This is a genomic window from Prevotella sp. 10(H) (assembly GCF_000711235.1).
Classification (GTDB): domain Bacteria; phylum Bacteroidota; class Bacteroidia; order Bacteroidales; family Dysgonomonadaceae; genus Dysgonomonas.
The window spans coordinates 61,491-76,104 of the sequence record NZ_JOMI01000007.1 but is presented as its reverse complement, the minus strand read 5'-3'; the positions used below and the strand labels follow the sequence as shown (position 1 = coordinate 76,104).

8 protein-coding genes and 1 tRNA gene are annotated in these 14,614 nt (G+C 38.4%); 1 reads left to right on the top strand and 8 read right to left on the bottom strand.

Annotated features, from left to right (window positions below; all coding sequences use genetic code 11):
• Positions 1 to 9: 9 nt before the first annotated feature.
• From K348_RS0111895 to K348_RS0111875, 5 genes are all read right to left on the bottom strand, one after another.
• On the bottom strand, positions 10 to 1,326 hold the full coding sequence (locus K348_RS0111895) for a DUF4302 domain-containing protein (RefSeq protein WP_029905169.1): 1,317 nt from the start codon (positions 1,324 to 1,326) through the stop codon (positions 10 to 12).
• Positions 1,327 to 1,340: 14 nt separating this feature from the next.
• Positions 1,341 to 2,219 carry a putative zinc-binding metallopeptidase gene (locus K348_RS0111890; protein ID WP_029905168.1) on the bottom strand — a complete coding sequence of 293 codons (879 nt, stop codon included), beginning with the start codon at positions 2,217 to 2,219 and terminating at the stop codon, positions 1,341 to 1,343.
• A gap of 28 nt (positions 2,220 to 2,247) precedes the next feature.
• The gene (locus tag K348_RS0111885; RefSeq protein ID WP_029905167.1) at positions 2,248 to 3,795 is read right to left on the bottom strand and encodes a RagB/SusD family nutrient uptake outer membrane protein; all 1,548 of its coding nucleotides are present in this window, start codon (positions 3,793 to 3,795) and stop codon (positions 2,248 to 2,250) included.
• 17 nt (positions 3,796 to 3,812) lie between these two features.
• Positions 3,813 to 7,127 (bottom strand): SusC/RagA family TonB-linked outer membrane protein, encoded by a 3,315-nt coding sequence (locus tag K348_RS0111880; RefSeq protein ID WP_029905166.1) that lies wholly within the window; start codon positions 7,125 to 7,127, stop codon positions 3,813 to 3,815.
• 314 nt (positions 7,128 to 7,441) lie between these two features.
• Complete coding sequence (locus tag K348_RS0111875) at positions 7,442 to 9,439, bottom strand: glycoside hydrolase family 97 protein (protein WP_029905165.1); 1,998 nt, start codon at positions 9,437 to 9,439, stop codon at positions 7,442 to 7,444.
• Positions 9,440 to 9,828: 389 nt separating this feature from the next.
• Between K348_RS0111875 and K348_RS0111870 the strand changes: the two genes are divergently transcribed.
• Complete coding sequence (locus K348_RS0111870; protein ID WP_029905164.1) at positions 9,829 to 11,430, top strand: DUF6377 domain-containing protein; 1,602 nt, start codon at positions 9,829 to 9,831, stop codon at positions 11,428 to 11,430.
• Positions 11,431 to 11,493: 63 nt separating this feature from the next.
• Here the strand turns inward: K348_RS0111870 and K348_RS0111865 are convergent, their stop codons facing one another.
• The 3 genes from K348_RS0111865 to tyrS all read right to left on the bottom strand — a co-directional run bounded on the left by K348_RS0111865 (position 11,494) and on the right by tyrS (position 14,458).
• Entirely contained in the window at positions 11,494 to 12,693 is a 1,200-nt protein-coding gene (locus K348_RS0111865; protein ID WP_029905163.1) for a glycoside hydrolase family 76 protein, read from the bottom strand.
• A gap of 365 nt (positions 12,694 to 13,058) precedes the next feature.
• Positions 13,059 to 13,129 (bottom strand) — tRNA-Gln (locus tag K348_RS0111860).
• A gap of 36 nt (positions 13,130 to 13,165) precedes the next feature.
• Positions 13,166 to 14,458, bottom strand: a complete 1,293-nt coding sequence (gene tyrS, locus K348_RS0111855) for a tyrosine--tRNA ligase (RefSeq protein WP_029905162.1) — start codon at positions 14,456 to 14,458, stop codon at positions 13,166 to 13,168.
• Positions 14,459 to 14,614: the final 156 nt, after the last annotated feature.

The window sequence follows — 14,614 nt, the reverse complement described above, 5'->3', positions numbered from 1 at the left end:
CTTTAGTTGTTATTGTTTTGTAAACACTATACTGTTATACGACGTATCTGCGTTGTAGCGAGCAGCCCCTCCTGTGGCATTATACAATATTACCAAAATTCCATTGCCCGAAGTACCTGCAGCCTGCTTAAACTCTATAACATTCGCTCCTGCATTCTCTTCCATTTTTCCAATAACCTGTCCTTGTGCCGACGGATAATAGCTGCCGGAACCCGGACCGACCCAGAAATACAAGCCCGAACGAGGATAAGTAGACCATGGTCCGAGATCCTGATATATAGGTATAATAACCTGTCCCCTTTTGGCTGTTGTATATTCCAGTACTATCTTACCGCCATTGATCGCTGTAGGTACGAAGTTTTCTACATTATATGTCTTTTCTCTTTCCAATTCTGTAATTCGAACAGTCTTACTTTTCCGTACATTATCATGGTTTATATAAGACATTGTATATGTACCTATATAGTCATCATAATTTTGATAATCTATTGGCTTATAAGTTGTAAACTTAACATCTACTCCATTATCGGTACATTCGAATCCTCCGTACTCTCCCAGAGTGGCATTCCATTTAAAATTACTGAAAGTAACTCCACTTAGAGTAACGGGTTTCAAGAAAACAAATCCTTCAGTCTGGTAAAACATGTTTTGTTTGGTTCTTTGTCCTTCTATTTCGAATGTAAATACCCGGGAGAATTCATCTATTTCGGCTATACCTACTTCCGATCCATTTATTAATATTTTATAAAATGGCATTTCGGTAGAAGCTGCAAGAAGATTATTGACATTTTTCAAATAGGTACTATTATCTATGCCATCATCTATACGGGTCATCACAATTTTGAGTTTCTGAGTTTTCCCATGGAATACAATCTTTTCAGGACTTACTTCCATGAATATAAACTGAAAATCTCCGTTGTAACCATTTGCATCTCCGTTTCTAGGTTCTGTATAAAAATTCAATAATTCATTGTATGTATCGAAAATAAGAACAGGCCCCTGATCAGCATTCAGGTCATACGTAGAAGTGACAGTTTCGGCAACCGGAATACTTTTTATCTCAGAGTCCGTAGATAATGAAACATTTCCGTTCTTATCAAATTTGCAAATAAAAGTATATCCTCCAATCAGGTTGGGCTCTGTTTCTGCATAATATTCCATCAGCCAACCGTTCGGCGCACCAGCCAAGATTTCCCGATATTCTTCTAAGGCCTTATTCATACGGTTTGCCGGAGAATCGTCAAAAACATCATCATCTTTAAATAAGCAGGATTGCAATAAAAAGATGCTTAATACAGGTAATAATATGTATATTATCTTTTTCATAATCAACTAATTATTTAAGGGTAAAGATTATCAATATCTATATACTGCACTTCCTGTGAGCGCCGCTGCACGACTTCATACAGTTCATTAAAATCAATATTCCATGCCGATTTATAATAATCTATTACTATCCCCAGCTTTTCCTCTAGTTTTGCTTTTCCGTCAGCAGAAGCCTGATTCAATTTTCCATTCCACCAGTCTTTTCCTTTTGTGAGGTATTTACTTACCACTTCGGCAAAATCTTCACCTGGATTTTTCGAAGAATAACTTGTAATAAATCCAGCATCTAAAGCGTCTTTTTCACTCAGTTTTGTCCAATCTCCGGATTTATAATCTCCTTCGGAAATAAGCCCGTATCCGGGATCATAATCTTTCAACTGATTCACAATATGAGTATACTCATGCTGGATAACTCCAAAATATTTATCATTTAAAGAAACAGGATCATCAACAAACCCGTTGACGTTATAAAGCGTAATTTTCACACCACCTTCAGCCGTACCAGCTGTCGCTGTTCCATCCGGGTTATACGCCGGTGATCCTATTAATTGTATTACTTTGGGTGCTGTTTTCCGAACAAAATCTACATCACCAACTTCTTCATAAGCATCCAGCCACAGAAATTTAAGCAACTTAGTCAGCTTTTTACCCATTTCTACCGACGGCGGAGCCAGTGTATAGCTGCTTCCGGCCTCGATATCTTTATATTTATATTGCACTTTTATATTATAGGGATATACCATATTATCTAAAAGCCATTTGTCAAACTCAGTCTGTTCAACTGGCGAATCGACAAAGATGCTATTATTCTTATCTATATCTTCATCATTGCTACATGACCACGAGAGTACGAATGAGAAAATAATTGCGGTTGTTAAAATATATTTTTTCATAAGTATATATTTTCATTTATATATTATCTTATCTCGGATTTGGTTCAAAACCTGCACTAAGAACACTTACTGGAATTTGGAATGCACGTCTCGGATCATCTTTTGGTAATCTGTCTTTGACCGTAACCACGCCCGATTCATCTATCTTACGCCTGTATATTTCAATCCCGTAGCGCTTAATATCCGGCCAGCGCAATCCTTCATGTAAAGTGAGAACCCGGCGCAACTGCAGGACACAATGCAACATATTCTCATGAGTCTTATCTACTATAGGGAAATCCGGTTCCAGCCTTTTCTTTACTGTCGGCTTATCAAATTCCCAATATTCGACACCGTCGTAGAAACTGTTTACATTATTTAGTGTTAATGTAGTAAAACTCCTACCTTTAAAATAGTTAGCCAAAAACATATTAAGGTCGATCAACGCATTTGTATAATCCTGTTTCATTATATACGCTTCCGCACGGCACAGCAATATCTCATCCGTAGTAAACACTGCATGTATTCCATAAAGAAAACCTGTACCACCTATAGGATTAGTAACACGGAAATATTCATTAGCCTTAGGGATAAATCTGCCGACTTCATTATTACCTCCGGGAGTCCATATACCGCCTCCCATCAGGACATCTGTTTTACCCCACGGGCCAGATGCATATAGAGTTTCATTATTAGCGATATATAAATTGTGCGAATAGCGCCCTCCCTTATAATAACGCCCGTAATCTGTTACGTTGGCCATCAGCATCAAAGTGGCCGGATTCGTTACATCCACATATGTATTACACTGTTCGTCAGAAGTAAGTTTAGAACGCATAGTAGGCCAGTCACGCAGTGATTTAGTAACATCTACACCTAATGCTTCAGATGCATATTTTATAGTCTTATCATAGTTCCCGTAGTATAAATTAAAACGGGCAGCGAAAGCATTGGCGGCCTTGCGGTTAAAATGATATTTGGGTACCTTGTAGGCATTATCGTCAATCAATGGTAATCCGGCTTCTATATCGTCGTTGATATTTGCATAAAATTCACTCAGGGTGCCTCTTTCATACATTACATATGCATCTTTTTCAGTAGCTTTCATATATGGCATTCCCAGATCGTTATCGCTGTTTGTACTATAATGCTTACACCATATATTCGCTAACAGGAAATGAGCATAGGCACGGGCCATATAGGCCTCACCTCTGTATTTCTGCAGATCGGGCGTATTGCCCAATTCTTCTATCGACTCTAAGGCCAGATTTGCATTTGCTATTGCCCTGTAGTGAGCGCCAAAAACAGTTTCCGGCTTATCATTAGTACTTTCATAATCGGTCCTCCACTGATAATAGGCTTCTTTTATCAAACTATTATTTGCCAGGTTATCACTGTTTTCATCATAATTATCGGAAGCAGGTTCCATGACCATAAAATGGAGCCTGTCGGGATATGCCGATACCAGCAATTTTGCGACCTTATCGGGCGTATCTATTGTGGTTCTGTTATCAGGCATTACATCGAGATATTCGTCGCAGGATGAAAAAAGACCTGATATAAGAAATCCTATAATGATTATATATATTCTTTTCATATTATATTATTTTTAATTTAGATTCCAAGTCTTACTGTCAATGTAAATTGCCGAGGCATAGGTGCCGCAACACCCCCTGCATTAAAAAATTCAGGATCCTGACCGTTCAGTTTCTTATCCGCATATATCAGGAATAGGTTTGTTGCCTGTAGTTTCAGCGATAAATTGCTGATTGAATTGCCTAGCCATGCTTTAGGGAAATCGTATGTCAGTGACATCTCCTTCATACGTATGAAATCGCCTTTAGCAGAACGTACCGAAGTATAATTGTATGAGTTGTAGCCGGTAGCAAGCTGCGTATTCTTGTCATACTCCCTTCTACTCAATATAACAGGTACATGTGTAGAATTTTCATCACCCGGAAGAACCCAGCGGTTTTTAAATTCTCTCGGAGTAGCGACCAGATCATTATAAGAGGATGCGAATGCATTATCCAAACGAACTACATTACCAAAGGCATAAGTCATAAATATATTCAATTTGAAATTCTTATATTTGAATGTATTTTGCAAACTACCTGTATATTCCGGCTCGGTCGGGCCTTCGTAAATTAGGAAATTTGTATACTCGGGGCGTGATTCCTGAAATCCCATAGTGGTACTTGTCTCATCTCCATTCTGGTTTATAATCACCGGATAACCATACTGATTCAAACCCACAAAAGGAATGGAAAATAATCCACGGTGAGGATAACCTTCTTTTGTAAAACCACTTTTGGTAATAAGGTCGATAATCCTCGTTGCAGCCTGCAACTTTGTCACTTCAGTCTTAGCATACCCAAATATGAAATCGGAATGCCACGTAAAATCTTTAGTCCGGATATTATCACTACCCAAAGTCACTTCAAATCCATGACCTTTCATTTCTGCAACATTCGCCCTTTTCTGAGTTGTTCCACCCATACCCTGTGTATTCAGAGGCCCTATCAGGTCGTAGTTTTTCCTGTTAAAATATTCAACAATAGCGTTGAACCTGTTATTTATAAATCCTGCCTCAACAGCTACACTTAATTCGTGTTTCTTTTCGTATGTCAGATCTCTATTCTCCTGAGAAGTCATATTTAATCCGGATTCCTGAGCATTGGTAAAGTAACGCCAAGGGTTCACACTACCGATAACAGGCAACGAATTAGTAACATTCGACGGAGGGGCCTGTGCCACCATACTATAGGAAGTCCTTAACTTGAGATGAGAAATTGTAGACCGTAAGTTGTTCATAAAACTCTCATTGCTTGGAGTCCACGATGCACCGACATTCCATGTTGGTAGCCAGCGCGATTTACGAGACATCCCCAAACGGTTAGATCCTTCGTATCTGAATGTTCCCGATACCGAATAGCGGCTGTCATATCCGTAAGTAGCCTGACCAAAGTAGGCAACATCGCGCCGGTGCGTGTTAGACACACTATAGTATTGACTTCCTTGCTCCAGCCCTCTTTTGAAATACTGATACACATAGAATGGTGTTTCACCTAATTCGTACTGAAGCCCCCATCCATTGAAATAAGTATTGTTATTATCAGAAGCCCGTACTTCAAGACCTCCGTATGCAGATACATCATGCACGTTATTGAAAGTCTTGTTCCATGACAATGCGGGCCTTATATCATAGCCTCTTTGCGAATAATCTCTTCTTTGATATATACCTCCTTCCGGCAACACACTTATTGGCAAATTGTTTGGAAAATCAGGATCTTTGTAAAGATTTGGATTCGCTTCACGTATCGTAGCATCTCCCATTGCCCTGAATGCCATTGCCTGATTCGAATTGTCTTTTATATGATGATGTGTTGCAGATTGGCTGTATTTATATGCACCTAACAGGCTAAGTTCAAGTTCAGGCAAAGGACGCCACTTGAGTTCCATCTGGAATTTTACATTTGTAACATCAAGGTCCATGTAGTTATTTCTTAGCTCATGCATGATATTGAACGGCGCATAATTCCTTGTATAGAAAGTATTAGGATCGAGTGTCCTCGAAGTATTCAGCGCATAACTGTACGGATTGATATCATATGTACGTCTTACAACACCCGATACTCCGTCGACCTCCTGATTGACTGTACCCGGAGCCTCCTGATTACGGTAAGAAGCGCTGGAAATCAGGTTTACAGAAAGGTTTTCCAATATTTTGTGATTGATATTAACATTAGCGGTATACCTTTTTACTTCGCTCCTCTTATACCATCCCGGATCGAACATTGCACTCAAAGACCCGTACACGGAAGTCTTTTCTGTTCCCGAAGAAACGCTTACTGAATGGTTTTGCATTATCGAAGGAGAAAACAATTCACCAAACCAGTTTGTATTTCTCATTTCGGCCTCCCTCAGGTATGCATTCGCTGCCGCTTCGGTATTGTCCATCATATAACCGGTGAGAGGATCGTAAGTATTCATCAATTGATACATCTTACCATATACCCCACTATTGGAGGCCCTCAGTGTTCCTGAGAAATTGAGCCATCCTTTTTGTTCCAGTTCTCTGTAGAAGCCCATTTGCTCCTGAGAGTTCATAATATTAAATTCATTGTAACTCGGTTTCATGCGGGTTGTAAATTCGCCGGTATAGTTAACCGAACTTCTCCCTGCGCGACCCTTTTTTGTTGTAATTACAATCACACCGGCCATCGCTCTGGCTCCGTAAATAGAAGTTGCGGAACCGTCCTTCAATATGTCGAATGATTCGATGTCATCGGAATTTAAGCCTGCCACAGCAGAACTGATCAGTGTAACAGCATCACCCGAAGACAGATCGTCTGCTCCTACATCGATTACATCGTCTAATATCACACCATCCACTACCCAAAGAGGCTTGGAATTACCATAAATGGATGTTGCACCACGCACTCTGATACGGGGAGCCGCACCAAAAGTACCTGAGACATTCTGAACAGATACCCCGGCCGAACGTCCTTCGAGTGAACGACTGATATCAGACACACCGCTTAAAGTTATATTTTCGGCCTGCAACCTGTCGGCCGAACCCGTGAATGTGCGCCTGTCCATAGTTGTCATCCCGGTAATAACGACTTCGCTCAGTTGGCTTGTAGACGGGGTCATTGTTACCTTCATATCAGCTGTAACATCTATCTCCTGAGTTTCGTAACCGACGAAGCTAAAAGTCAGCTTTTTAACACTTTGAGACAGTCTTAGAGAGAATTTACCGTCAGGGTCTGTTATAGTTCCTGTCGATGATCCTTTTACTGAAACCGTAACCCCTATAAAGGGTTCTCCATTTTCATCTACAACTGTTCCCTGCACAGTCCTCGTTTGAGCCAGTATTGTTCCTACACCCAAGAGGAGATAAACAATAATGATTAATAATTTTTTCATAGAGTATTAGTTTAGATAAAAAACCAGTATTAGAGTATTTCATTAACTATAGCCACTTATTCCGAAAGTAGTCTTCAAAATAAATTAGCTTATAATAACAGCAGTAGGGCAAATCACTAATATTCGTTATTCCAAATATAGTAATATAAAAAAACAGTTAATTTTCAATTATCGGTTTGGTAGATTATTTACTAAGCATTAAACATTCAACAATCTGTATACAAATACATTGTAAAAAATATGCATAACGATTAAAGTAGGTTATTTTAATAATCACCCTACGTTTAATAAACATTTATTAACCATAACCAATCTTATATTCTATCGAATTTTGCAACAAATCCTCCACCTGCAGACATATCGATAGTTAATTTCTGATCGGATGAAATATTTATAGTTTCTTTTTTATAATCATTTGCATTCCTGTCTGCATTTATGCCGTCTTTAAATATCTCAACTCTGAAGTTCCCTTCACCAAGGAATGACAAATCGATTTCCATTTTGCGAGGAGTCCAGTCGGTCATCGAACCTAAATACCAAACGCCATCTTTCTCACGCGCTATTGTCACGTATTTTGCTATTTCTCCATTAAGTGCCACAGTCCTATCCCATACAGTAGGTATCCGGGCGATGAATTCGGTACATTCAGGCTCCCGTTTATAATTGGTCGGACTATCACACAGCATATTCAACGGCGACTCGAAAATGACATATTCCGCCAGTTGCCTGCATCTGGTTCCCTGACTCATCGGATTGTCGTATATACTGCGGTAATTCTTTTTATTAGCATTGGTCATTGCTCCCTGTGTATAATCCAGCGGACCTGCAACCATGCGTATAAATGGGAATGTAACATCATAAGTGACCTGATCTGTTGACTCGGGGTCCCATTTCATCTCTTCCAGACCGTGTACACCTTCGAAGTTTACTACATTCGGATATGTACGGTTCAGGCCTGTGGGCTTAGATGTACCATGTATATCTATAATGAGTTTGTACTTTGCTCCCACTTCTGCAGCCCGGCGATTGAAATCGATCATCAATTGATCGTCTCGATCCATAAAATCTATCTTAAAGCCTTTTACTCCCATATCGGCATAATGCCTGCATACATTTTCCATATCATTATCGAATGCACGGTAACCAGCCCAAAGAATAATATCCACATCTTTATTTCTTGCGTAGCTGATAATTTCAGGTAAATCGATCTCCGGAATAATCTGCATTAAGTCGGCCTTGCCGGGGACTGACCAGCCCTCGTCCAGAATGACATATTCGATATTATACTCCGAAGCAAAATCTATATAATATTTGTATGTCTCAGTATTAATACCGGCACGGAAATCGACTCCATACACATTCCAGTTGTTCCACCAATCCCAGGCTACCTTTCCCGGTTTTATCCAAGAATAATCGGTGAACGTGGGTGATGAAGCCAGACGATATATCATATCGTTGTCGACCAATTCATAATCTTTTTCCGATATGATGGCTACGCGCCAAGGAAATTCGGTCTTTCCATTACACTTCGCTATATATTCTTCACGTTCGCGCACCACGCCTTTTAATCCACGTACTTCCGGCACAATCTTTTTAGGATAAGAAGGAAGAACACCTTTTAGCTTTGTTGAATTATTATCATTGTGCAAATACAAACCCGGATAATTCAGCAGATCTGCTTCTGTTATACATATTTTCTTTCCATTCACACCTTCTACTATCAAGGGTAGGAATGCTATCCTTTTCTTATCCCACTGGGACAAGTTTATATGTTCGTATGTATTCTGGAATGCACTGTAGAACTGGTCTTCAAACTTATTCTTTTCGCGCCCTACTGCATACGGAACATACGCTTTTGTATCCGATGGAAAGTTGAATTCAACCTGTTCGTTTTTTACAATGAAATCCTTATCCAGATTCGACACAAAGCGATATGCTATGCCGTCGTCATATGCCCTGAATATAAGACTGTATCCGTCTTTAAATTGTAAAGTAGCTTCATTATAATTATCCTGAATTTCTTTTTTCTTATAGAGCACTGGATAAATGGTCTCATTTACCTTGCGTGTCGAAACTTTAGATATTTTCGGATTAACTGCGAAAACTGTTCCGTCTTGCAATGTCAACGATAATGGTGACATATCTATCATCAAATCTCCGGCATGTGTAACCGAATATTTTATATCCGTTTTGCTTACAACTATTTTTACCTCTATCTTCAGATCTGGAGATTTTACTATATATTGTTTTTGTCCCTGCATAGTGACGGGGTACAACAATAATATGAACAAACTAGTTATTAGATATTTCATACAAATGAGATTAAGGTTAGTAGAATATGTTATTACTAAAAAGATTCTCTACTTTGTAATTCATCAAAATGATCAAAGTATCAGTTCACGTGTGATTTGCTCTAAAACAAAATTAGTTTCGTTTTCACATATATTCACACTTAAAAACCGCTTAAGTAGGAATTTGCGCACACAGCAAAAGTATAAGCAATTGATTTTATGACTCTTAATCTAAAACTATAAAGCTTTTCTAAGTAGATTAATTATTAAATAGAAAAGACCTTTAATTCAACTTTTCTTATATAATTAATTAAATTTGCAATCAGAATTAATGTCCGAAAAAGAAAAACCAATTGTATTCTTAATATTTTTGTGGAGATTTATATATAAACCTAAAAAAGATACTGTGTATGTCCAGAACTATAAGTCTATTAATATTCCTGTCTTATTTTAGCAATATTTATCCTACCGTCAGCAGCGAAAGAGATTCTTTGCTACATCAATTGGATATAATGATTGGAAAAAGACAATATTATATGGATAGGAAAGAAAGAACTATCGACAGCCTACGCCAACAGACATTTCAGGCGAATATTTCTGATGAAAGATTATACGAATTATATGACAATATAATACAAGAATACAGCACTTACAGATATGACTCTGCCTTGCAGTATGCAATAAAAAATAAAGAAATAGCAATAAAATCAAATAAGAAGGAGCTGAGAGATAAAGCCGACCTGCGCACCATTACGTTACTTGCTACTACCGGACTGATAAAAGAGGCAATCGATATGTTTGAACAGTTAAAACTGCCCCTGGCCGACTCCACTATGATGACCGATTACTATACGACCGGAGAATGGATATATTATACAGCCAGAAATTATACCGAGGATAAAATATATGCTCCTATATATGAAAAAACAGAAAGACAATATCTGGATTCTATATATATGTGGTTACCCAAAAATACCATACAAAAAGAATATCACAAAGGATATATAGCATTAAGAGATAGAAATCTGGATGAGGCGGAAAGAATACTACTGAATGTATTTAATTCGTTAAATAACGACAACAGGCTTTATGCAATAGTAACAAACAACCTTGCTACTTTATACAGGCTGAAAGAAAAATGGGATCTATACGAAAAATTTCTGATTTTGGCCTCTATCTCGGATCAAGTCTGTGCCTTAAAGGAAAATGCAGCCATGCAAAGCCTTGCTCTATATTTATATGAAAATAAACCGGATGATATAGACCGTTCGTACCGGTATATAAAATGTGCACTGGATGATGCACAGTTCTACAACAATCGGTTCAGGACTATACAGATAGCCCAGAAATTACCCGTCATAATTTCTGCATATCATTCCAAAAGTGAGATTGAAAATTTTAGGCTGAAAACTACGATTGTCATTATCAGCATATTATCACTGATGATGGTGTTTGCTATTTTTTATATTTACAAGCAAGTGAAATTGTTAAGAACCAGCCGACGAAAATTGTATAATCTGAACGAGCAGTTGAAAGAAGCGAACAGGACGAAAGAAGAATATGTCGGTCTATTTATGGACTTATGTTCTTCATATCTCGATAAAGTGAATCAGTACAGAGAAATGGTAAAACGTAAGATAGCTGCCAAGCAAATCGACAATTTAATGGCTACACTATCTTCTAATAAACTCCAACAAAATGAGTTTAACGAATTCCTGCATAATTTCGATACGGCATTTCTTACTCTATACCCCAACTTTATAGATGAATTTAATAAGCTTCTGGATGAAGAGGGACAGATAAAATTAAAGAAGAACGAATTATTAAATACGGAACTGCGGATATTCGCTCTGATAAGACTGGGCATATCCGACAGCTCCAAAATAGCTAATTTCCTGAGATATTCAGTTCAGACAATTTATAATTACCGTACAAAGATTAAAAACCATTCTGTTGTCGACCGTAATGATTTCGAAAAATATGTGCAAAAAATCAATGCTTTTGTACGCTGAACACTCCTGATAATAAACAGCAAAGACCGGAATAATCCGGCCTTTGTCTATCTTAATATTTCATTATTTAACATCCACCGCTGCCATGCGGGCATACATTTCTACCATGGCACCCTGCGTCAATAACCATTTTTTATCATCTTTCTTTTCTCCCGTCCAATCGGTATTGAAAAGCCCGTTATCGTCACGCATGTGGTTCCACGCATAATCGAGATTCTTATTGAATGCATCCATATATGTTTTGTCATTATCCAAATGATACAATTCGATAAAACCTCTTAGCATGACAGCTATAAACCATACATCACCCCTCTTCAATAATTTAAACTGAGCGCCTTCCGACGGAGTAAAGTCTGCAAAGAAATGATTGTAACAGCCTTTCGCTATATTCTGTGCTTCTGTAAGATATGCCTTATCGCCTGTCAGCTTATATAATAATGCTGCCGACTGCATCATTTGCCCGCTGTTGTATGCGAATTTAGCTTTTCCCAGCGTACCGTCCAGCCTTATATTATCGTAGTAAAGGTAATCCGATGTATCCTGCAAATGTTTTTTTGTCCATTCATAGAGGCTTTTACCCAAATGAAAGTATGTGCTGTCTTTGGTCGCTTCGAAGAGCTTCAATGCGAATACCGACCCCGGTGCATTAGAACATGTATTTTTTGATTCTTTCTTCTGCTCACACCAGTAAATACCTCCGTCCAGTTTATCATCTATTCCACTGGCTACAAAATCCCATATTAATTTTGCTTTATCGAGGTATTTCTGCTCTTTTGTAAGTAAATAGAGATCAGAATAATCTATACCCAACCATACATTATCATCATAGAAACGGTCTGATGTCGGCGCCCCGTTGATATAAGATGCATATCCTGCAGGGTCTCTTTTCTGGTCGAAATACTCTTCCAATCCCTGGAGCACTTTCGTATCCAGTAATTGCTGGTATTTTTTATCGTTCGAAGCCTCAAACAAGGCGCTTACTGCAGATAGTGTCCCCGAATACGGCCACAGATAAGAATATTGGTTCGGTATATTTGCCTGCTCGGCCGAAGCCAGATAGGTAGCAGTATAAGTAGTATCGAACGGATAATTTTCACGCAGGAGATTCGTATTAGGGGCAGAATAGTTATTATAGAGCGAATCTAATGTAGCTTGCGCTCTCTCCAAGTTTAAATTGGATTTTTCCGGAGTCTGAGGTTTTGTACAACTGAAGAGTACAGTTAAACCTAAACATAAGCTAAAAATAATGTGTGCTTTTTTCATTTCCTGATTTTTTCTGAGTATTCCTATTGTGTTATAAATTATATTCAACTATTATAAATTACGGGCATCTAAATAAACAGAGGTATACCGGATTTGCTGTTATTTAAATTGATTGCAATAGTAGTAAAATTATGTAAAACGTGCAAATGAAAATAAGTTGTAACCGAAAGGCTTGATATTGGGTATCACAGAAAATCCGAAAGTGTGTAACATTCTCATAAATAAAGAAACCCGCCAAAAATACAGAGAAGATACTAATGGTTGGTGTAAGCTTATTCTTAAATTCAAAAGTATAGAATAATTATAAAGACCGATCATTAACCGACCAACAAAAAGCTCCCTGAGATATTTCAGGGAGCTTTTTGTTGTCTCACTAGGATTCGAACCTAGACAGGCAGATCCAGAATCTGCAGTGCTACCATTACACCATGAGACAATATTACTTTTGACAGTGCAAAAGTAATAATAGTTTTTATTTTGCAATCAAAAGAAAGTAATTTTTCTTCCCTTTTTGTGCAATTATATATTTTCCTGCAATAAGATTTGAGCTATTTATCACATCATCGAAGTTTTGCAGCTTCTCTTTATTGATCATCACACCTCCTGCCTGAACTGTTTTTCGCATTTCTCCTTTCGACGGAAAGGCAGCCGCTTTCTCTGTCAGCAGATCTACGGCCTTTATACCCGATGATAATTCATCAGCAGATATATCAAATGTAGGAACACCTTCGAATACCTGAAGGAAAGTTTCCTCATCCAACTTCTTAAATGCATCAGCTGTAGCATTACCGAATAGGATATTCGAAGCTTCTACAGCCTGCTCGTAATCTTCTTCCGAGTGGACCATCACGGTAACCTCTTTTGCCAGACGCTTTTGCAGCGGGCGTAAATGAGGCGCCCCTTTTTGTTCTGCTACGAGTGCTTCAATTTCTTCCTTGCTGAGTGCTGTAAATATCTTGATATATTTTTCTGCGTCTTCGTCGCTTACATTCAGCCAGAATTGATAAAACTTATAAGGAGAAGTATATTTCCTTTCGAGCCATACATTCCCAGATTCGGTTTTCCCGAACTTAGTACCATCAGCTTTCGTGATCAATGGACAAACCAGTGCGTATGCTTCACCTCCGGCTTTACGGCGGATAAGTTCAGTACCTGTAGTTATATTTCCCCACTGGTCGGAGCCTCCCATCTGAATGCGTGCACCTTGTGTCTGATATAAGTAGAGAAAGTCGTAAGCCTGCATCAGCTGATAAGTAAATTCAGTAAACGACATACCTTCCGAAGCTTCGCCAGTGAGGCGTTTCTTTACCGAATCTTTTGCCATCATATAGTTCACTGTTATATGTTTACCTATATCACGGATAAAGTTCAGGAAAGAAAAATCTTTCATCCAGTCGTAGTTGTTTACCAATATTGCTGCATTTGGTTTGTCAGACTCGAAATCGAGAAATTTAGCAAGTTGCTTCTTTATCGATTCCTGATTGTGGCGAAGAGTTGCTTCATCCAGCAGGTTGCGTTCGGCCGACTTCATAGAAGGGTCGCCTATCATACCTGTTGCTCCACCGACTAAGGCAATCGGACGATGCCCTGCACGCTGGAAATGCTTCAATATCATCACACTCACCAGATGCCCGATATGCAATGAATCGGCAGTAGGATCGATGCCAACATAGCCCGAAGTCAATTCCTTTTGCAGTTGTTCTTCCGTACCCGGCATGATTTCCTGTATCATGCCTCTCCATCTTAGTTCTTCAACAAAATTCATCGAATTGGTTTTTTTAATACTATTTTATTTCCTAACTAATTTTTAGTTAGTGTGCAAAAGTACGACCTTTTTTGTAAAGAAAAAAGCGGAATTTGTTATTTTAAAACAAGATAAAGCCTGCATTTAAAGAAAGAAACACAACAAAATTTTATATTT